Origin of the sequence: Pseudomonas sp. VS40, assembly GCF_018587885.1 — a bacterium.
Classification (GTDB): Bacteria; Pseudomonadota; Gammaproteobacteria; order Pseudomonadales; family Pseudomonadaceae; genus Aquipseudomonas; species Aquipseudomonas pergaminensis.
Genome location: NZ_JAGYWD010000009.1, coordinates 34,960 through 55,773, shown reverse-complemented (window position 1 = coordinate 55,773; position 20,814 = coordinate 34,960). Strand labels below are relative to the sequence as shown.

Here is a 20,814-nt window from a genome sequence, read left to right as displayed (position 1 = left end):
GAAGCTGGGAGGGTCATTCACCGCACGGAGAGTACCCGCCTTGGATTGGCCCACCCTGCTGACTCGCGAACGTCTTGGCAAGCCGCTGCATAGCCCGGAAGAACTGGGACGTAGCCCGTTTCACAAAGACCATGACCGTATTATCTTCTCCGGTGCATTCCGCCGCCTGGGGCGCAAGACCCAAGTGCACCCGGTCTCCAGCAACGACCACATCCACACGCGCCTGACCCACTCCCTGGAAGTCAGCTGTGTGGGACGCTCCCTCGGCATGCGCGTCGGCGAAACCCTGCGCAGCGCCCTGCCCGACTGGTGCGACCCGAGCGACCTGGGCATGGTGGTGCAATCGGCCTGCCTGGCCCATGACATCGGCAACCCGCCGTTCGGACATTCCGGCGAAGATGCCATCCGTCATTGGTTCCAGCAGGCCGCAGGGCGCGGCTGGCTGGATGACATGAGCAGTGCCGAGCGTAATGATTTCCTCAACTTCGAAGGCAACGCCCAGGGCTTTCGCGTGCTCACCCAGCTGGAATACCACCAGTTCGACGGCGGTACCCGGCTGACCTACGCGACCTTGGGCACTTACCTGAAATACCCTTGGACCGCTCGCCACGCGGACTCCCTGGGCTATAAGAAACACAAGTTCGGCTGTTACCAGAGCGAGTTGCCGATCCTTGAGCAGATCGCCCACAAGCTTGGCCTGCCGCAACTCGAAGAACAGCGCTGGGCGCGGCATCCGCTGGTGTACCTGATGGAAGCGGCGGACGACATCTGCTATGCCCTGATCGACCTGGAAGATGGCCTGGAAATGGAGTTGCTGGAGTACGCCGAAGTCGAGTCGCTGCTGCTTAACCTGGTGGGCGATGACCTGCCCCAGACCTATCGCCAACTCGGTGCCCAGGACTCGCGTCGACGCAAACTGGCGATCCTGCGCGGCAAGGCGATCGAGCATTTGACCAACGCGGCGGCAAGCGCCTTCGTCGAGCAACAGGACGCCCTGCTGGCCGGCACCCTGCCCGGCGATCTGGTGGAGCACATGCATGGCCCGGCCAAACGCTGCGTCCTGGATGCCAAGGACATGGCGCGCAAAAAGATCTTCCAGGACAAGCGCAAGACCCTGCATGAGATCGGCGCCTACACCACCCTGGAAATCCTGTTGAATGCCTTTTGCGGTGCGGCCCTTGAGCAGCACGGCGGGCGTACGCCGTCGTTCAAGAACCGGCGCATTCTCGACCTGCTGGGCAACAACGCACCGAACCCTCAGTGGCCGCTGCACGCCTCGTTCCTGCGCATGATCGACTTTATCGCGGGCATGACCGACAGCTATGCCACCGAAATGGCGCGGGAAATGACCGGGCGTTCCAGCCCTCAATAACGAACACGATCAAGCTGCCTGTTGCCTGAAAGGAATAGACCTACGAAGGGAACAGAGTGGCCTGATCGAATTCGCACAAACACCCGATGAATAATCACGCACGCTCAGGGCGACCCAGGCGAACTGTTCCTACGCGCCCCCCCATTGACGCTTGACTCATCGTGTGCAGCCAATGCCCAGTTACCCGCTCCGTATCCTGTTGGTAGAGGATCATCCCTTTCAACTCCTCGCCACCCAGTGCCTGCTCAGGAGCTTCGGCTTCGCACGGCTGACCACCGCCGAAAACGCCGAGCAGGCCATCTGCCTGATGTCCAAGGCCGAGGCGCCCTTCGACATCATCCTGTGCGACCAATGCCTGCCCGACCTGCCGGGCCTCGAGCTGATTGACATCGCCAATCGCCGACGCTTCACCACCACCGCCATCCTACTGAGCGGATTGCCTGCGGCAGAACTCGCCAGCCTGATCGCCCAAGCCGCGGAGCGCGGTCTGCCGCTGCTTGGCTATTTATCCAAGCCGTTGAACAAGGACGAACTTGCGCGCTTGATCTGCCCATTACTCAGGCTGAAGATGTAGGACTTTAAACATCACCACTTGGAAAAGTTGCCTATGCAGTGCCAGTTAGTTCCAGGCCACCTGCTTTTAACTCATTCAATTTAAATCCACTGCTGTATCGCTTCACAATGCCTTAGCAACTGGTAGGCCTTTGCCTTTTTTAATGTAGGAATTTTCCTGTTTTATATCTACTCCTGCCCAAGCTCATGCTCCTGCCTTCTCTTCTGAGCTAATGTGCCCGCTTTATTTGCACTTGCACGGAATGTGATCATGAACTCAGTTTTTATTATCGATGACCACCCGGTTATACGGCTTGCCATCCGAATGCTGTTGGAGCACGAAGGCTACAAAGTGGTGGGTGAAACGGACAACGGTTGCGACGCCATACAAATGGTCCGCGAGTGCTTGCCGGACCTGATTATCCTCGATATCAGCATCCCCAAGCTGGACGGGCTGGAAGTGCTCTGCCGATTCAACGCAATGAACACACAGATGAAAACCCTGATCCTGACAGCCCAGTCTCCTACGCTATTCGCCACACGCTGCATGCGCTCGGGCGCCGATGGCTACGTGTGCAAGGAAGGTGATCTCAGCGAATTGCTGAGTGCTATCCGCGCAGTTTTATCCGGTTATAACTACTTTCCCAGCCAGGCATTGACCGCCAATGGTGCCGATGGCGCGGAATCCCAGGAACTTGAATTATTCAAGACCGTCAACGACCGGGAACTCATGGTATTGCAACTTTTTGCACAAGGTCGCACCAACAAGGAAATTGCCAAAGGTATGTTCTTGAGCAACAAAACAGTAAGCACTTACAAAAAAAGGCTAATGCAGAAACTTCAAGCCAAATCCTTGGTAGAACTTATCGAGATGGCAAAACGAAACGCGCTAGTGTGAGAAAGCGGATGCCCAGGCGTATAAAGGACTATCTGATTACATTGAGTGCCGGTTTGTGCTTCAGCACCGCCGTGCTCGCAAACCAGCAAACGGGCCCGGAACACCTCACCTTGTTGAGCCGCGCAGGCTCGGTTCAACTGGAAACCCACCTGAACAAGGCTCAACGCCAATGGCTGCAGAACAAACGCGAACTGGTGCTGGGTGCCGCGTCCCCTGACTACCCCCCGTTCGACCTGACTTCCAGTGGTCGCGACTATGAGGGGCTCACAGCCGACTACGCCGGCCTGTTGGCCAAGGCAGTGGGCTTGCCGGTAAAGGTCTTGCGCTACCCAACCCGAGAGGCCGCCATCCGCGCCCTCGAAACGGGCGATATTGATTTATTGGGCACCTCGAACGGCTTCGAGGCGGCAAACCCCAACCTCACGTTGTCCGAACCCTATGCCGTCGACCAGCCGGTACTGGTCACCCGCGAAGGAGAAACCCGCAGCCTGACGGATGGCATGGCCGGGATGCGGCTGGCCCTGGTCTACCACTACCTGCCGCTGGCCGAGGTGGAAAAGCTGTACCCCGAGGCGATCATTCGTGCCTATCCCTCTTATCAGAATGCCTTGAACGCGGTGGCATTCGACCAGGCCGATGTGTTCCTCGGCGATACCATTTCCACCCATTACATGATCAACAAGGGCTACCTGAAAAACATCCACATGGCCAACTTCGGTAAACACGAGGCCTATGGGTTCAGCTTTGCCATGCCCCAGCATCAAGGGATGCTCTTGAGTATCGTCGATGCGGTACTGTCGGCCGTGCCCACCAATGAACGGGAAACGATCACCAAACGCTGGAGCGCCGGCAGCGATATTTTGCTGACCGACCAGAAGCTGCAACTGACGCAACGCGAGGAGCGCTGGCTGAACGAGCACCCGGTGGTCAAGGTGATCGTGAATGAAACCTTCGCCCCCCTGACGTTCTTCGACGCTGACGGCAACTTCCGTGGCATCACCGCCGACCTGCTGGAACTGGTCCGCCTGCGTACCGGGTTGCGTTTCGAGATCCAGCGCGGGCGTGACGTGAATGCAATGATCCAACAGGTAGACGACGGCAAGGCTGACATCATCGGCGCAATCGTGCCGAGCGCTGAACGCGAAACACAACTGAACTTCAGTCGACCCTACCTGGAAAACTCCTATGTGATGCTGACACGCAAGGAGCCCGACGCGCCCTCGAGCCTGGAGCAGTTGGCCGGCAAGCGCCTGGCAATCACCCAGGGCAATCCTTTGGAATCGATCTTGCGCCGCGATTTTCCCGAGATCCAACTGGTAAAGGCCAGCGACACCTTCAAGGCCTCGGAGCTACTGGCCCAAGGGCATGTGGAAGGCGCGGTCAACTCGCTGGTGGTCGCCAACTACTTCCTGTCGTCCCAGGTATTTCAGGACAAACTTCAGATCAGCACCAGTATCGGCACCTTACCCGCGACGTTTGCACTGGCTACATCACGCAGTGCCAACGAACTCAGCTCGATTCTCGATAAGGCATTACTGAGCATCGCCCCGGATGAGCTGGGCGTGATCAACAGTCGCTGGCGTGGCTACACGGCCGCCTCCGACAGCTACTGGCGCAATTATCACCAATTGATCGCTCGCATCATCATCGGCACCGGGCTTTTACTGTTGGTCTCCCTGAGCTGGAACGCCTACATGCGTCGCCAGATCAAACATCGCCAGATGGCCGAGCGGGCCCTTAATGACCAGTTCGAGTTCATGCGGGCATTGGTCAATGAAACCCCGCACCCCATCTACGTACGTGATCGTAAAGGCATGCTGCAGACCTGCAATGACAGCTACTTGCAGGTATTCGACGTCAAGCGCGAAGACGTGATCGGCAAAAACGCCATCCAGATGAGCACCGCCCTCGAAACCGACGCGACGCAGTACCACGCCGATTACCAGCGGGTGATGGCCGAAGGCAATCCGCTGATCCTGGACCGTACCCTGCATATTCATGGCAAGAAGCTGACGATCTACCACTGGATCCTGCCGTACCGCGACTCTACCGGGGAAGTACAGGGGATCATCGGTGGCTGGATCGACATCAGCGAGCGACGCCAACTGTTCGATGAAATCCGTGCGGCCAAAGAGCGCGCCGATGAAGCCAATCGGGCCAAGAGCACGTTCCTCGCGACCATGAGCCATGAAATACGCACGCCGATGAATGCGGTGATCGGCATGCTGGAGCTGACCCTCAAACGCGCTGACCAGGGTCACCTCGATCGTCCTGCCATCGAAGTCGCGTACAACTCGGCCAAGGACCTGCTGGAGCTGATCGGCGATATCCTCGACATTGCACGCATCGAATCCGGCCGCCTGAGCCTGGCGCCGGAGCGGGTCAACCTGCGTGAGGTGATCGAGTCGGTGGTACGTGTCTTCGACGGCCTGGCGCGCCAGAAAACCCTGAGCCTGTCCCTTGAGTTCAAGCCAGACCACGACGACACCGAAGTGCTGATCGACCCGCTGCGCTTCAAGCAGGTGCTGTCCAACCTGGTCAGCAATGCCATCAAGTTCACTGAGATGGGCCAGGTAAAAATCAAGGTGGAGGTGGTGCCCACCGAACTGGCGCAGCAGGTCGAGATGAAACTGGTGGTCGAGGACACCGGGATTGGCATCAGCCGGGATGATCAGTTGCGCCTGTTCGAACCGTTTGCCCAAGCGGACAATTCCGGCCAGCTTGCCAGGAGCGGCGCCGGCCTGGGGCTGGTGATCTGCCGTAGCCTGTGCGCGATGATGGGTGGGCAACTGAGCCTGAGCAGCGTGCCCATGGTGGGTACCCAGGTGCATGTCAGCCTGAAAATGACGCGTCTGCAGCCGGAACAGGCAACGCATGAACTCAAGCCCGAGGCGCCTACCACCGCTCCGGTACTCAATGTGCTGGTGGTGGATGACCATCCGGCCAACCGCCTGCTGATGTGCCAGCAGTTGGGTTACCTGGGTCATCAGTTCACCGCCGCGCAGAACGGCGCCACTGGTTTCCAAGCCTGGCGCCAAGAACGTTTCGACCTGGTCATCGCTGACTGCAACATGCCGATCATGAATGGCTACGAGTTGAGCCGCTCGATCCGCGAGTACGAACAGCGCGAGCAACTGGTGCCGTGCGTAGTGTTGGGGTTCACCGCCAACGCCCAGCCCGAGGAGAAGCAACGCTGCGCCCAGGCAGGCATGAACGATTGCCTGTTCAAACCCATCAGCCTCACGGCACTGGAGCGGCAACTGGCGCAGATCGCCCCCCCACCTACCCACCTGCACCTGGACCTTGGCAACTTCGAGGCCCTGACCGGCGGAGATCCACAGTTGAGCTGGCGTTTGCTGGAGGAGCTGTTGAGCAGCAGTCGGCAAGATCGCCAGGAGCTGAAGGCGCTGGCCGCTGCGCACGCCCCACTCCAGGACATCATCGAGCAGGCGCACAAGATCAAGGGCGCGGCGCGTATCGTTCAGGCCACCTCACTGGCTGCGCACTGCGAGACCCTGGAGCAGGCGTGTGCCCGCGGCGCTGAATGGGCACAGATAGAAACAGATGTGAAAGCCCTGGAAAAGCTCATGCTGGAACTCGAGAGGTTGCTTAAAGTGCAGCTTCACAGCCTGGATAGCGTGTAAGGGGCGGTTGCCGCCCCTCACCTGATCAGCAGTCGGTCAAGCGCAGGAAAATCGCCGCCAACTGTTCGATACCTACCTGGTCCTGGACGGTAAAACGCGCGAGTGATGGGCTGTCGAGGTCAAGGACGCCAATCAGTTTGCCGTCCTTGACCAGGGGTACCACCAGTTCGCTGTTCGATGCACTGTCACAGGCAATGTGCCCAGCAAACGCGTGAACATCCTCCACTCGCTGGGTTTGCCGCGACGCCGCCGCCGCACCGCATACTCCACGGCCAAACGGAATACGCACACAGGCAATCTGGCCCTGGAATGGTCCGAGCACCAGTTCTTCGTTGCGGTTGAGGTAGAAGCCGGCCCAGTTCAAGTCATCCAATTGGTTGAACAGGAACGCCGAGAACTGCGCGCTGTTGGCAATGAAGTCACGTTCATCGGCCAGCAGCGACTCCAGTTGCGCGCAGAGCATGGCGTAGCCATCAAGGCCAGTACCGGCGCTGGTTAGATCGATCATGGTTGACGCTCCAACAATTTGAGGCCCACCCAGTAGCGGGCGAATTGATAGGCACAACGGCCGTTACGGTTGCCGCGACCGGTGGCCCAGCGCACGGCAAGGATGTCGAGGGCTTCATCGCGCTGCCACTGCAAACCGGCCTTGTTCGCCAGCTCGCCGATCCAGTGCTCCACCACATCCAGGAAATGCTCCTGGGTGAACGGGTAGAACGACAGCCACAAGCCGAAACGGTCGGACAAGGCGATCTTGTCCTCCACGGCTTCGCTTGGGTGCAGTTCGCCATCCACGCGTTTCCAGTTGTCGTTGTCGCTCTGGTTTTCCGGCACCAGGTGGCGGCGGTTGGAGGTGGCGTACAACAGTACGTTTTCCGGGGCTTGTTCGAGGGAGCCGTCGAGCACACTTTTGAGCACGCGGTAATCACCCTCGCCGGCCTCGAACGACAGGTCGTCGCAGAACAGGATAAACCGCTGCGGCAGCTTGACCAGTTGCTCGACCACTCGTGGCAGGTCCGCCAGGTGGTCGCGCTCGATTTCGATCAGGCGCAAGCCGGCCTTGGCGTGCTGCGCCAGCAAGGCACGCACCATGGACGATTTACCAGTGCCACGCGACCCCCACAGCAGTGCATGGTTGGCGGGCAGGCCGTCGATGAATTGCTGGGTGTTGCGCGCCAGTGTTTCACGTTGCTTGTCCACGCCGATCAGGTCAGACAGGCGCATCTCCAGGCTCACGTCCAGGGGCAACAGGAAACCACTGCGGCCTTCACGCTGCCAGCGGGCAGCCAGGCACTGGTTCCAATCGATGGTTTGGCGCGGCGCGGGCAACAAGGGTTCCAGGCGGGCGAGCACTGCGTCGGCCCGCTCAAGAAAGGCGTTCAATCGAGAATCCACGATTATTCCTCTGGCAAGTTCTTGCAAAAGATGGCGTATTGGCAACCCTGCGGCAGACCGCACGAGGCTGCGTAAAAAACGATTCATGCCGGGTAAGCCAGAGCCTGTGGATGTTCAGCTATGCTTGCCGGGCGAAGGGAAACGTGAAGTGGTTCAACACTCAATGGATATCAAGTTCGCCCACCGCTTGTCTTATAAACAAGCCAGATTGACTGTGCTGGTCGGTTTCGTCTTGGGAACCTTGCTCAGCCTGATCCAAATCGGCATTGATTATGCCAGCGAAGACGCATCCATCAACCGTGAAATTCGCTCACTGATCGAAATCAGCCATAACCCCGCGTCACGCATCGCCTACAACATCGACGCCGAACTGGCCCAGGAACTGACCCTGGGCCTGCTGCACTCCCCCGCCATCATTCACGCCCAGTTGATCGACAACAACGGCGTGGTGCTGGCCGATGTCGACCGGCCACGCAAGGAGGGCACCTACCGCCCCCTGAGCGACTTCATGTTCGGCGCCAACCGCCATTTTGAAGACCGCTTATTCCTCAGCCATATGCCCAACGAATCCCTCGGCGTGCTGCGCCTGGACGTCGATACCTATGCCTTTGGCAGCCGCTTTCTGCACCGTGCCGAAATCACCCTGCTCAATGGCTTTGTCCGCAGCCTGTTGCTCACCGGCATCCTGCTGGGCTTGTTCTACGTGATGTTGACCCAGCCGCTGGTGCGCATTATCCGTGAGCTGAGCAACCGCAGACAGGCCCGCCTGGACTGCCCGCCCGGCCACGAACATGACGAAATCGGCGTACTGGTGAACGTCGCCAACCAACAGTTCGAAAACATGGAGACGGAGATCCAGCAACGCCGTCACGCCGAAGATCGGCTGACTGAATACCTGGGGCAACTGGAAGACATCGTCTCCGCCCGCACCCTGGAGCTCAAGGCCAGCAACCAGCGCCTGAGCCAGTCCAACGATGAACTGGAAGCGGCGAAGATGCATGCACTCGGCATGGCCCAGGCGCGGGCCGCGTTCCTGGCCAACATGAGCCACGAAATCCGCACCCCGCTCAACGGCCTGCTGGGCATGATCGCGCTGTCGCTGGACAGCCCGCTCAACGCTGAGCAGCGCCAGCAACTGTCCATCGCCCATGATTCGGGCAAAGTGCTGGTGGAGCTGCTCAACGATATTCTCGACCTGTCCAAGTTCGACGCCGGTCAGCTGGAGCTGGAGCGCATACCGTTCGACCTGGGCTCACTGGTGGAAGACACCGCCAACCTGTTGTCGCAGAACGCCGCGCCGAGCGTTGAACTGACCTGCCTGATCGACCCGCAATTTCCCGCCCAAGTCCTGGGCGACCCGACCCGGGTGCGGCAAATCGTCAGTAACCTGCTGTCCAACGCCTTGAAATTCACGCGCTTCGGCCGGGTGGACGTGCGCCTCAGTGCGTTGGAGGGCCGGGTACGCATCGAGGTGTGCGACACCGGTATCGGCATTGCCCAGGAAGCCCAGGTGAAGATCTTCCAGCCGTTCACCCAGGCTGGCGCCGGTATCACCCGCCAGTTTGGTGGCACAGGCCTGGGGCTGGCCCTGACGCATAACCTGTGTGAAGCCATGAAGGGCCGTTTGAGCATCAGCTCGGAGGTGGGCTTCGGTAGCCAATTCTGCGCCGACCTGCCGCTGCCGATCCATTTGCCTGCGGTGCAACCGACACCGCTCACGGGTGAAGTGATCGCCATCACCAGCGCCGGCAGCGGCCTGACCGAACTGCTCACCACCCTGCTGCCCCATTGGGGGCTGACACCGCATTGCTACCCGCGTGATGAAGACTTGAGCGGGCACAGCCCGGACCTGTTGATCACCGACTGCCCGGAATGCCTGTTCCGCCTGCGGCCGTCCATCAGCGCGCCGATCCTGCTGGTGACCGCCTATGGCAATTTCATGCCCAGTGAAGAAGTCGCGGCACTCGCGCCCTTGCAGCAACAAGCACGCCCGCTGAGCCGCAATGCGCTGTATCAGATCCTGCAACGAAACCTGCGCAGCGATGCGCAACTGATCCTCGACCCGATCCAGATGGAAGCCGCGCCCCTGGCCCATCGCGCGCGCATCCTGCTGGTGGAGGACAACCCGGTCAACCAACTGGTGGCCAAGGGCATGCTCAGCAAGCTGGGGTGCGAGGTGGTCGTCGCGGCTCACGGCGGCGAGGCGCTGAAGTTTCTGGAGGAGCAGCCCTTCGACATGGTGTTGATGGACTGCAATATGCCGGTGATGGATGGCTATGAGGCCAGCCGGCAGATTCGCCGCAGCGGGCGCTGGCCGGACCTGCCCATTGTCGCGTTAACGGCCAATGCCTTGTCAGAAGAACGCGAGCGGTGCAGGGCCGCAGGCATGAATGACTACCTGGCCAAACCGTTTCGTCGCGAAGAACTCAGCGGTTTGCTGGAGCTGTGGGTGCCGAAGACGACACGTCTCTGATCTGCCCGAGCAGCTTGTCCAGGCCATCGCGCAACGTGTCGGCCTGGTTCAGGTCGATGCCGCTGTCGCACAGCAGTCGGGTCTTGAGGCCCTGGGTCTGATCGCGCAAGTGCACACCGGCTTCGCTCAGGCTCAAGTGCACTTCCCGCTCATCCTTGCTACTGCGCTGGCGCCGGACCCATTTGAGCTGCTCAAGACGCTTGAGCAACGGCGTCAGCGTGCCCGAGTCGAGCATCAAGCGCTCACCCAAGGCCTTGACCGTGGGCTGCGCCGGCGCTGCTTCGTGCCATTCCCACAGCACCAGCATCACCAGGTATTGCGGGTAGGTCAGGCCCAACTCATCGAGCATTGGCTTGTAGGCGCGGGTCACCGCCCGGGAGGCGGCGTAGAGCTTGAAACACAGTTGATGGTCGAGGGCCAGGGAGACGGTCATTTGAGCAGGGCTTCGATCTCTTGGGTCAGGTCCTGCGGCTTGGTGGTCGGGGCAAAGCGCTTGACCACCTGGCCGTCATGGCCAATAAGGAACTTGGTGAAGTTCCACTTGATGCCTTTGGAACCCAGCAGGCCTGGCGCCTGCTTTTTCAGCTGCACGAATAAGGGATGGGCCTCGCTGCCATTCACGTCAATCTTCTTGAACAGCGGGAAGCTGACGCCGAAATTCAGCTCGCAGAATTCGGAAATCGCACCTTCGTTACCGGGCTCTTGCTTGCCGAACTGGTTGCAAGGGAAACCCAGCACCACCAACCCCTGGTCCTTGTACTGTTGCCAGAGCTGCTCCAGGCCCTTGTACTGCGGAGTGAAGCCACACTTGCTGGCGGTATTGACCACGAGGATGGCCTTGCCGGCGAAATCGGCCAAGGTCTTTTGCTCACCCTTGATGGTGGTGCAAGGGATGCTCAGCAGGTTGTCACTCATGGCAGTGCCTCGTTGGGGAAAAGAGGGGTAAACATAGTAGGCAATTAAATTGCATGCAATTTAATTGACCAAATTGATACCTCACTATCACCCCTCCCCCGTAGGCGCCCGGCTTGCCGGCGATGGCGTCCGTGAGATCGCCATCGCCGGCAAGCCGGGCGCCTACAGGATGCCGCGTCGGTCAATTCAGCGCGGGACGAGGTCCAGGCACACCGAATTGATGCAATAACGCAGGCCGGTCGGCGGCGGGCCGTCCGGAAACACGTGCCCCAGGTGTGCATCGCATTTGGCGCAGGTGACTTCCGTGCGGATCATGCCGTGGCTGACGTCACGGATCTCGACCATCGCGCTGTCGGCGATCGGTGCGTAGAAGCTCGGCCAGCCGCAGCCGGAATCAAACTTGGTAGCCGAATCGAACAGTGGCTCATTGCAGCAGATGCAGTGATACACGCCGTCGGTCTTGGTGTCATTGTACTTGCCGCTGAAAGGACGCTCGGTGCCCTTGAGACGGCATACGTTGTACTGCTCTGGATCGAGCATCGCCTTCCACTCATCAACGGTTTTCTGCAACTTTTCCATCGGTACACCTCGGCAACTGAAAAAGCCTGATCTGTGTCTTTTCCATGGATCAGGCGGCACGTATGATTGCGCCTCTTCAAAACGCCAGTCTGGCACCCGCGCTACCGGCATTCAAACGTATTTATGGGTGCGGGCCCCGCAGGATTCGCAGTACGGTAGTGTCCACACCGTCTGGATCGTTCATTTTCAGGATCACATCGCCATGCAGGTCAGCAAATCGAACAAGCTCGCCAACGTCTGCTACGACATTCGCGGCCCAGTGCTCAAGCACGCCAAACGCCTGGAAGAGGAAGGCCATCGCATCCTCAAGCTGAACATTGGCAACCCGGCGCCGTTTGGTTTCGAAGCGCCGGACGAGATCCTCCAGGACGTGATCCGCAACCTGCCCACCGCCCAGGGCTACAGTGACTCCAAGGGCCTGTTCAGCGCGCGCAAGGCGGTGATGCAGTACTACCAGCAGAAGCAGGTCGAAGGTGTCGGTATTGAAGACATCTACCTGGGCAATGGCGTGTCCGAGCTGATCGTGATGTCCATGCAGGCCCTGCTCAACAACGGCGACGAAGTGCTGGTGCCGGCGCCGGATTACCCGTTGTGGACCGCCGCCGTGACCCTGGCAGGTGGCCACCCGGTGCACTACCTGTGTGACGAAGGCGCCGACTGGTTCCCCGACCTGGCCGACATCAAGGCCAAGATCACCCCGAACACCAAGGCCCTGGTGATCATCAACCCAAACAACCCGACGGGCGCGGTGTACTCCAAGGAAGTGTTGCTGGGCATGCTCGAACTGGCGCGCCAGCACAACCTGGTGGTGTTCTCCGACGAGATCTACGACAAGATCCTCTACGACGACGCCGTGCACGTGTGCACCGCTTCCCTGGCGCCGGACCTGCTGTGCCTGACCTTCAACGGCCTGTCCAAGTCCTACCGCGTGGCGGGGTTCCGTTCCGGCTGGATCGCCATTTCCGGTCCCAAGCACAACGCCCAGAGCTACATCGAAGGCATCGACATGCTGGCCAATATGCGCCTGTGCGCCAACGTGCCGAGCCAGCACGCGATCCAGACCGCCCTGGGCGGCTACCAGAGCATCAACGACCTGGTGTTGCCCCAAGGCCGCCTGCTGGAGCAACGCAACCGCACCTGGGAGCTGCTCAACGCGATCCCGGGCGTGAGCTGCGTCAAACCCATGGGTGCGTTGTACGCCTTCCCGCGAATCGACCCGAAAGTGTGCCCGATTCTCAACGACGAGAAGTTTGTGCTCGACCTGTTGCTGTCGGAAAAGCTGCTGGTGGTGCAAGGCACCGCATTCAACTGGCCGTGGCCGGATCATTTCCGCGTGGTGACGCTGCCGCGCGTGGATGACCTGGACATGGCCATTGGTCGCATCGGCAACTTCCTCAAGTCCTATCGCCAGTAATGCAAACTGCGCTGTACGACCGACAATCGGTCGTACAGCGAGTATCTGGCAACACTTCTCTGCCCCTTCTCCATTCCAGCACTTCGCTGGCGGCGAAACTGCCACCTACCCCCTATGATTACAGGGCGCAAAGGTAACGGCGAACCGGTCAAGACGCCTTTTGAACCTCGGAAAATCCCTTCACGGCCCTACATTCATGCTGTAGGACACAGTTTGAAATAGTCGCTCGGTTGAATCACCCCATGCCGCACCTTATATACCCCGCAGTACGCGACATATTAAGCATGAGGAGAATTCTACAACCATGATGCGCATCCTGCTGTTCTTGGCCACTAACCTTGCGGTCGTGCTGATTGCCAGCATCACCTTGAGCCTTTTCGGCTTCAACGGGTTCATGGCGGCCAACGGGGTTGACCTGAACCTCAATCAGCTGCTGATTTTCTGTGCGGTCTTTGGTTTTGCCGGCTCGCTGTTCTCGCTCTTCATCTCCAAATGGATGGCAAAGATGAGCACCAGCACCCAGGTGATCACCCAGCCACGTACCCGGCATGAGCAATGGTTGCTGCAGACCGTTGAGCAGTTGTCCCGCGAGGCGGGTATCAAGATGCCTGAGGTCGGGATCTTCCCGGCCTATGAAGCCAACGCGTTTGCCACCGGCTGGAACAAGAACGACGCACTCGTTGCCGTCAGCCAGGGCATGCTGGAACGCTTCTCGTACGATGAAGTGAAGGCGGTGCTGGCCCACGAGATCGGCCACGTGGCCAACGGTGACATGGTCACACTGGCGCTGGTCCAGGGCGTGGTGAACACCTTCGTGATGTTCTTCGCGCGGATCATCGGCAACTTTGTCGACAAGGTGATCTTCAAGAACGAAGGCGGTCGCGGCATTGCCTACTTCGTGGCGACCATCTTCGCTGAACTGGTGCTGGGCTTCCTGGCCAGCGCGATCACCATGTGGTTCTCGCGCAAACGCGAATTCCGTGCAGACGAAGCCGGTGCTCGCCTGGCCGGTACCGGGGCGATGATTGCAGCGCTGCAACACCTGCGCTCCGAACAGGGCCTGCCGGTGCATATGCCAGACAGCCTGACAGCCTTCGGCATCAACGGCGGCATCAAACAGGGCATGGCTCGCCTGTTCATGAGCCACCCGCCACTGGAAGAGCGCATCGACGCACTGCGCCGTCGGGGCTAAGTACAAGGTGACGCAACGAGGGGCGATCTGATCGCCCCTTTTTTGTGGGCGCGAATATCGTCATCGCGGGCAAGCCCGGCTCCTACAGCCGTACGTGGGCACATGCAGAAGCCGGGCGTGCTCGCGATGGCCATCCCTAACCACGATGCGAAGCGAGCCGCTCTTGAACTTGATGTTGCTTTTGATCTTAGGCGCCCCGTCAAACACGCTGGCCGGAATTCGACAGGGATTTTGGGGTAAACCGGCAGGGATGCCGGTTTAGCCGCCGTAAGGGCGGAACCCATGCAGCCGTTACCTGAATAACGGATATGTACCCAGCCAGATCCAACATCCAGGTCGGCTGTCAGGCCGCCTTCGCAGGCAAGCCAGCTCCCACAGTTGGATCGCGGGGTGACAGTTAGATTGTGGTCGGCTGTCAGGCCGTCTTCGCAGGCAAGCCAGCTCCCACAGTTGGATCGCGGGGTGACAGTTAGATTTTGGTCGGCTGTCAGGCCGCCTTCGCAGGCAAGCCAGCTCCTACAGTTGGATCGCGGGGTGACAGTTAGATTGTGGTCGGCTGTCAGGCCGCCTTCTCAGGCAAGTCAGCTCCCACAATTGGATCGCGGGTGACAGTTAGAGCGTGGTCGGCAGTTAGGCCGCCATCGCTGGCAAGCCAGCTCCTACAGTTGGATCGCGGGGTGATCGTTAGATTGTGGTCGGCAGTTAGGCCGCGTTCGCAGGCAAGCCATACACATTTGGATCCCAGGGTAATAGTTAGGTAGCGCCCTCACCCCAAGTCCGACGCCCTACCCGGAGTCGTATAAATACCCATGCCGCAATCGCACTGCCCTGATCAACGCATAGTCAGCTGATAAACCCGCTCATCAAGCCGCGTAACACCGTCCTGCACAAACTTCCAACTCTCACCCAGGATGTCTTGCTCCTCAAGCACCCCCAACGTCCATTCCGCCCCAAACAACACCTTCACTTCATCATCCGTCACCGCAAACGGCGGCCCGGCTTTTTGGGTCTGGTCGTAATCAAGAGTGACCAGCAGCCCCTGGCAGCCGGGACGCAGCAGATGGTTCAGGTGCTCCGCATACCGCGCACGCATCAACGGCGGCAAGGCTATCAGTGCGGCTCGGTCATACAGCCCGGTGCAATCAGCCAGTGCCTCGGCGTCCAGGGCAAAGAAATCGCCGCACCATACCTCGATCAGATCAGCCTGATACACCGTGAACGCCCCCCGCCGTGTAATGCGTGGCACAAGGCTCTGCTCACTGAAAAACGCCTCCACGGCCTGTTCCGACAGCTCCACGCCCATGACTCGCAGCCCATGGCTGGCCAGCCACATCAAATCCAGGCTCTTGCCACACAGGGGCACCAGCACCTGGGCGTCTCGGGCGAGCGCCAACGGTGGCCAGTGCCGTTGCAGGTAGGGATTGACCTCGGGCAAATGAAAACCGATCTGGTTGCGCGCCCAGCGCTCCTGCCAAAACTTAGGCTCCATGGATCCTCCCGAAAACTCGATCAAAAGGCACTAAAACTTATATTAGATTTAGATCAATGATCTGATTAAAGATGGGCCCATGTTAACGCTCAGGACCCCCCTTATGTTCCCCAGCCTGTTTATCTCCCACGGTTCGCCCATGCTCGCCCTGCAACCCGGCGCCAGCGGCCCCGCGTTGCAGCGCCTGGCAGCCGAGCTGCCACGGCCCAAGGCGATCGTGGTGGTGTCGGCACACTGGGAGAGCCAAGAACTCTTGGTCAGCGGTAGCGCAGCGCCCGAAACCTGGCACGACTTCGGCGGTTTCCCGCGCGAATTGTTCGCCGTGCAATACCCGGCGCCGGGTGACCCGCAGTTGGCCAGCGAGATCGTCCAATTGCTGCACGCCGATGGCCTCAATGCCCGCATTGATGACCGGCGCCCCTTCGACCACGGTACCTGGGTGCCACTGTCGCTGATGTACCCGGCGGCGGATATTCCGGTGGTGCAGGTGTCCCTGCCCAGCCGCATGGGCCCTGCCCTGCAGACCCGCGTCGGGCATGCCCTGGCCAGCCTGCGCGGGCAAGGTGTGTTGCTGATCGGCTCGGGCAGCATCACCCATAACCTCGGTGAGCTTGACTGGCGCGCCGGGCCGGAGACCATCACGCCATGGGCGCAGGCGTTCCGCGACTGGGTCGTCGACAAGCTGGCGGCCAACGATGAAACCGCCTTGCACGACTATCGCCGCCAGGCGCCGAATGCCGTACGCAGCCACCCCAGTGATGAGCATCTACTGCCGCTATATTTCGCGCGTGGCGCCGGTGGCGATTTCAGCGTGGCCCACCAGGGCTTCACCTTGGGCGCGCTGGGCATGGACATCTACCGCTTCGGCTGACGCCCCCCTTGCCGGCGAGTGCGGCGCTCCAGCCCACACACTTGGCACTGACAGCCGGGCCCTACAGTTGCTGCATAGCCGTGTCAAAATATCAGCCAAAAAAAATCCCCGACCGAGTCGGGGATTTTTTAGGTGCGATCAATCAGCCCAAGGGCGGATCAATCTTCGCGGTAGCGACGCAGCTTCAGTTGCTTACCGGCAACGCGAGTGTCTTTGAGCTTGGCCAGCAGTTTTTCCAGACCGTCTTCCGGCAGCTCCACCAGGGAGAAGCTGTCACGGACCTGGATACGACCGATGGCTTCACGTGCCAGGCCACCCTCGTTGAGGATAGCGCCCAGCAGGTTCTTGGCAGCGATACCATCACGCGCGCCCAGCGCGGTACGGCAACGAGCACGGCCTTCAGCCAATGGCACCGGAGCGCGACGCTCACGATCACCACGGTCTGGACGGTCGCCGGAACGCTCTGGACGATCACCGCGTGGCGCGCTGTTCGGAACCAGTGGACGTTCTTTCTCGATGGCTGCCAGGGTCAGGGCTTGACCGTTGGTAGCTTTGCGCAGCAAGGCTGCGGCCAGGGCACGCGGGGTGCAACCGATATCGGCGGTCAGGCGGTCCAGCAGTTCGCCGTGGGTCGATTCAGCGTCAGCCACCAATGGCGCCAGGCTGTTGGTCAGTTTCTTGATGCGGGCATCGAGGACTGCCTGGGCATCCGGCAGGCGCACTTCAGCGACTTTCTGGCCGGTAACACGCTCGATCACTTGCAGCATGCGGCGCTCACGTGGAGTGACCAGCAGCAGAGCGCGACCTTCGCGACCGGCACGGCCAGTACGGCCGATACGGTGAACGTAGGACTCTGGGTCGTACGGCATGTCAACGTTGAACACGTGGGTGATACGTGGAACGTCAAGACCACGGGCAGCAACGTCGGTCGCCACAACGATGTCCAGGCGGCCATCCTTGAGGGAGTCGATGACGCGCTCACGCTGGTTCTGGGCGATGTCGCCGTTCAGCGCGGCGGCCTTGTAGCCTTTGGCTTCCAGGGCGCTTGCCAGGTCCAGGGTCGCTTGCTTGGTGCGCACGAACATGATCAGGGCGTCGAAGTCTTCGACTTCCAGCAGGCTCAATACAGCCGAGGTCTTCTGGTCAGCGTGAACCAACAGGTGAGCCTGTTCGATCGCGGTAACGGTCTGGGTCTTGGTCTGGATCTTCACGTGTTGCGGATCGCGCAGGTGGCGTTCGGCAATGGCACGGATCGACTGTGGCAAGGTGGCCGAGAACAGTACGGTCTGACGGGTGGGTGGCAGTGCCTTGAAGATGACTTCCAGGTCATCCATGAAGCCCAGCTTCAACATTTCGTCGGCTTCGTCCAGAACCAGGTGGTTCACGGTCGACAGGACTTTCTCGTCACGACGCAGGTGGTCGCACAGACGGCCCGGGGTGGCGACAACGATCTGTGCGCCGTTACGGATTGCTTTGAGTTGCGGGCCCATAGGCGCGCCGCCGTAAACGGCCACAACAGTTACGCCTGGCATTTGCTTGGCGTAGGTTTCAAAAGCGGTTGCTACTTGCAGCGCCAACTCACGGGTTGGCGCCAGGATCAGGGCTTGCGGTTCGCGCTTGGCAGGATCGATGCAGTGCAGGATAGGCAGGGCGAACGCGGCGGTTTTGCCGGTACCGGTTTGCGCCTGGCCAATCATGTCCTGGCCGGCCATGATGATCGGGATCGATTGCTGCTGAATCGCCGAAGGCTCTTCGTAGCCGGTCGCTGCGACGGCTGCAAGAATATTCGGGTTAAGATTAAAAGCGGCGAAGCCGCCGGTTTCCTGGGTCATGGGTCTGCCTCTAAGTGCATCCGCAAAGACCCATGCTCCAAAGCTGCGCATGCCGTGTTGAGACTCAAGAGTCGCCCTGGCTGCTTTGTCGGCGGGGATTTGCGAAAACGAATGAATGAAAAAGATTCGTCAAGGGAGAGTCCGCTGTGCGGACGTGCAGCCGAAGCTGACTTCGGGGAATTGCGCTACCTAAACGCGGCCCGGTTAAAGGCCGGCGCGCACTATACCGGAAATAGCTGAAAAAGGGAGCTTTTTTTATCGCCAGGCGCCGATAAACCGCGCTGCGTCACAGCCTTTGCAGATAACTGCGCCAGGGTCTATTTTTCAAAGGCCCGGCCCTGTTGGTCGCAAAGCTTAAACGGTTCACCTGACCTTTCCGACCCTTTGGTCCGAAACCCTTCCCCGCGCCCGAGGGCACACCCCATGAATCAAGCCAGCAGCAGCCGCGTCAGCCGTGAACTCCAGGGCCATGTCCTGATGCTGGGCCTGGACCGGGTGGCCAAGCGCAACGCTTTCGACCTGGATCTGCTCAATGAACTGAGCCTGGCCTATGGCGAATTTGATCGAAATGACGACGCACGGGTGGCCGTGGTGTTTGCCCACGGCGATCACTTCACGGCCGGGCTGGACCTGGCCAATGTCAGTAGTGTGATGGCAGGCGGCTGGCAACCGCCGCTGGGGGGCTGCGACCCTTGGGGCGTGTTCGCCGGCCCGCGGGTAAGCAAACCGGTGATCGTCGCGGCCCAGGGCTACTGCCTCACCATCGGCATCGAGCTGATGCTGGCCGCAGATATCAATCTATGCGCCAGCAACACGCGCTTTGCGCAGATGGAAGTCCAGCGCGGGATCTTTCCGTTCGGCGGCGCGACGTTGCGCTTTCACCAGATCGCCGGCTGGGGCAACGCGATGCGCTGGCTGCTCACTGGCGATGAGTTCGATGCCCATGACGCCTTGCGCCTGGGCCTGGTGCAAGAAGTGATGGCCAGCGAAGACCTGCTGCCCCGCGCCGTCGAACTGGCCAACCGCATTGCCCGCCAGGCACCGCTGGGTGTGCAGGCGACGTTGATGTCGGCACGCCTGGCGCGCATGGAGGGTGAAACCGTGGCGGCGGCCGCGTTGCCGCCGATGGTGGATAAGCTGCTTAACAGTGAAGATGCCAAGGAAGGTGTGCGGGCGATGATCGAGAAGCGGCCTGGGGTGTTCAAGGGCATTTGAATTGGCAGTAGCGGCCGCTTCGCGGGCAAGCCGGCTCCCACAGTTTGAAGTGCATGCCCCTGTGGGAGCGGGCTCGCCCGCGAAGGCGTCCGAACTAGCAACTAGGTTGCGGGCCGAATCGCCTTGATCAACGGCTGCAACGAGTACCCCAACCTCGGCGCTAACGCTTCGGCACGGGCCGAGAGCGCATCCATTTCCAGTTCCTGGTCCAGTTCGGACGGCACCAGCAGAATCACATTGCCCTCCTTCACCGGCAACTCCCAGTAATGCCGGTGGTACAGCCCACGTAACAACGCCGCCCCCAGGGGCTTGCCATCGTCGGTGGCCCACTGGTTGATCACCAGCCAGCCGCCGGGGTTGAGCTTTTTCTGGCAGTTTTCCAGGAAGGTCCACGCCAGATGGCCGACGCCTGGGCCGACGTCGGTGTAGAGGTCGACGAAAATCAGGTCGGCCGGCTCGGCGCTGTCGAGCAATTGCAGGGCGTCACCGATGCGGATGTACAGCCGCGGATCGTCGTCGAGCCCCAGGTATTCGATGGCCAGGCGCGGCACATCGGGGCGCAGTTCGATGGCTTCCACATCTTCCAGCGGCAGGAACTTCAGGCACGCCTGGGTCAGCGTGCCGGCGCCCAGGCCGAGGAACAGCGCGCTCTCCGGTTGCGCATGGCACAACGCGCCAATCAGCATCGCACGGGTGTAGTCGTACTCCAGCCAGCTAGGGTCAGCGGTGAACACGCAGCTTTGCTCGATGGCGTCGCCAAACTCGAGAAAACGGTAATCGGCCACTTCGAGCACACGGATCATGCCGAAATCATCATGGACTTCGGCGAGCAGGCGCTCGACACGCTCCTCGGTCATCACTACTCCTAAGGGGTTTACCGCACGGCAAAGGCGCGATTGTCGGCCAACCGGCGGCAACAGGTCACGCACTAATTGCTGATAACATTGGCGCCCGACCGTCAATCAGCCAATCG

At 60.3% G+C, this 20,814-nt stretch carries 17 protein-coding genes; 9 read left to right on the top strand and 8 right to left on the bottom strand.

The features are described from left to right. The first annotated feature begins 40 nt into the window (after nt 1-40). The 4 genes from KHP07_RS23970 to KHP07_RS23955 all read left to right on the top strand — a co-directional run bounded on the left by KHP07_RS23970 (nt 41) and on the right by KHP07_RS23955 (nt 6,466). Nucleotides 41-1,372 (top strand): deoxyguanosinetriphosphate triphosphohydrolase, encoded by a 1,332-nt coding sequence (locus tag KHP07_RS23970; protein ID WP_099492409.1) that lies wholly within the window; start codon nt 41-43, stop codon nt 1,370-1,372. Nucleotides 1,373-1,544: 172 nt separating this feature from the next. Then, entirely contained in the window at nt 1,545-1,946 is a 402-nt protein-coding gene (locus KHP07_RS23965) for a response regulator (protein ID WP_078047574.1), read from the top strand. Nucleotides 1,947-2,195: 249 nt separating this feature from the next. Beyond that, nucleotides 2,196-2,822, top strand: coding sequence for a response regulator transcription factor (locus tag KHP07_RS23960; RefSeq protein ID WP_099492407.1), 627 nt, complete (start codon nt 2,196-2,198; stop codon nt 2,820-2,822). Between the two features lie 8 nt (nt 2,823-2,830). Further along, nucleotides 2,831-6,466 carry a transporter substrate-binding domain-containing protein gene (locus KHP07_RS23955; RefSeq protein ID WP_100491209.1) on the top strand — a complete coding sequence of 1,212 codons (3,636 nt, stop codon included), beginning with the start codon at nt 2,831-2,833 and terminating at the stop codon, nt 6,464-6,466. A gap of 25 nt (nt 6,467-6,491) precedes the next feature. Here the strand turns inward: KHP07_RS23955 and msrC are convergent, their stop codons facing one another. Both msrC and KHP07_RS23945 read right to left on the bottom strand, forming a co-directional pair. Continuing rightward, nucleotides 6,492-6,974, bottom strand: a complete 483-nt coding sequence (gene msrC / locus KHP07_RS23950; RefSeq protein ID WP_099492405.1) for a free L-methionine (R)-S-oxide reductase MsrC — start codon at nt 6,972-6,974, stop codon at nt 6,492-6,494. Beyond that, complete coding sequence (locus KHP07_RS23945; RefSeq protein ID WP_078047571.1) at nt 6,971-7,861, bottom strand: ATP-binding protein; 891 nt, start codon at nt 7,859-7,861, stop codon at nt 6,971-6,973. The genes msrC and KHP07_RS23945 overlap by 4 nt, the downstream gene beginning before the upstream one ends. 163 nt (nt 7,862-8,024) lie before the next feature. On the opposite strand from KHP07_RS23945, the gene KHP07_RS23940 reads away from it, so the two are divergent. Then, nucleotides 8,025-10,334 (top strand): hybrid sensor histidine kinase/response regulator, encoded by a 2,310-nt coding sequence (locus tag KHP07_RS23940; RefSeq protein WP_078047570.1) that lies wholly within the window; start codon nt 8,025-8,027, stop codon nt 10,332-10,334. On the opposite strand, the gene KHP07_RS23935 is transcribed toward KHP07_RS23940, so the two are convergent. From KHP07_RS23935 to msrB, 3 genes are all read right to left on the bottom strand, one after another. After that, on the bottom strand, nt 10,288-10,767 hold the full coding sequence (locus KHP07_RS23935) for a MarR family winged helix-turn-helix transcriptional regulator (RefSeq protein WP_078047569.1): 480 nt from the start codon (nt 10,765-10,767) through the stop codon (nt 10,288-10,290). The genes KHP07_RS23940 and KHP07_RS23935 overlap by 47 nt on opposite strands. Then, nucleotides 10,764-11,249, bottom strand: a complete 486-nt coding sequence (locus KHP07_RS23930) for a glutathione peroxidase (RefSeq protein WP_078047568.1) — start codon at nt 11,247-11,249, stop codon at nt 10,764-10,766. The genes KHP07_RS23935 and KHP07_RS23930 overlap by 4 nt, the downstream gene beginning before the upstream one ends. A gap of 186 nt (nt 11,250-11,435) precedes the next feature. Then, complete coding sequence (gene msrB, locus KHP07_RS23925) at nt 11,436-11,828, bottom strand: peptide-methionine (R)-S-oxide reductase MsrB (RefSeq protein ID WP_078047567.1); 393 nt, start codon at nt 11,826-11,828, stop codon at nt 11,436-11,438. A gap of 202 nt (nt 11,829-12,030) precedes the next feature. Here msrB and KHP07_RS23920 point away from each other — a divergent pair, with 202 nt between their 5' ends. Further along, entirely contained in the window at nt 12,031-13,242 is a 1,212-nt protein-coding gene (locus tag KHP07_RS23920; protein WP_016978462.1) for a pyridoxal phosphate-dependent aminotransferase, read from the top strand. Nucleotides 13,243-13,546: 304 nt separating this feature from the next. Beyond that, nucleotides 13,547-14,434 (top strand): protease HtpX, encoded by an 888-nt coding sequence (htpX, locus tag KHP07_RS23915; RefSeq protein WP_099492402.1) that lies wholly within the window; start codon nt 13,547-13,549, stop codon nt 14,432-14,434. Between the two features lie 832 nt (nt 14,435-15,266). Here the strand turns inward: htpX and KHP07_RS23910 are convergent. Beyond that, nucleotides 15,267-15,923 (bottom strand): thiopurine S-methyltransferase, encoded by a 657-nt coding sequence (locus KHP07_RS23910; RefSeq protein ID WP_100491211.1) that lies wholly within the window; start codon nt 15,921-15,923, stop codon nt 15,267-15,269. Between the two features lie 103 nt (nt 15,924-16,026). Between KHP07_RS23910 and KHP07_RS23905 the strand changes: the two genes are divergently transcribed. Then, complete coding sequence (locus KHP07_RS23905; RefSeq protein WP_214498141.1) at nt 16,027-16,794, top strand: DODA-type extradiol aromatic ring-opening family dioxygenase; 768 nt, start codon at nt 16,027-16,029, stop codon at nt 16,792-16,794. 158 nt (nt 16,795-16,952) lie between these two features. On the opposite strand, the gene KHP07_RS23900 is transcribed toward KHP07_RS23905, so the two are convergent. After that, nucleotides 16,953-18,626 (bottom strand): DEAD/DEAH box helicase, encoded by a 1,674-nt coding sequence (locus KHP07_RS23900; protein ID WP_078047563.1) that lies wholly within the window; start codon nt 18,624-18,626, stop codon nt 16,953-16,955. A gap of 423 nt (nt 18,627-19,049) precedes the next feature. On the opposite strand from KHP07_RS23900, the gene KHP07_RS23895 reads away from it, so the two are divergent. After that, nucleotides 19,050-19,841 carry a crotonase/enoyl-CoA hydratase family protein gene (locus tag KHP07_RS23895; protein WP_099492399.1) on the top strand — a complete coding sequence of 264 codons (792 nt, stop codon included), beginning with the start codon at nt 19,050-19,052 and terminating at the stop codon, nt 19,839-19,841. Nucleotides 19,842-19,942: 101 nt separating this feature from the next. Here KHP07_RS23895 and KHP07_RS23890 read toward each other — a convergent pair whose 3' ends face one another. Then, a complete protein-coding gene (locus KHP07_RS23890; protein ID WP_078047561.1) occupies nt 19,943-20,698 on the bottom strand; it encodes a spermidine synthase in 756 nt (251 codons plus the stop codon). Nucleotides 20,699-20,814 lie beyond the last annotated feature (116 nt).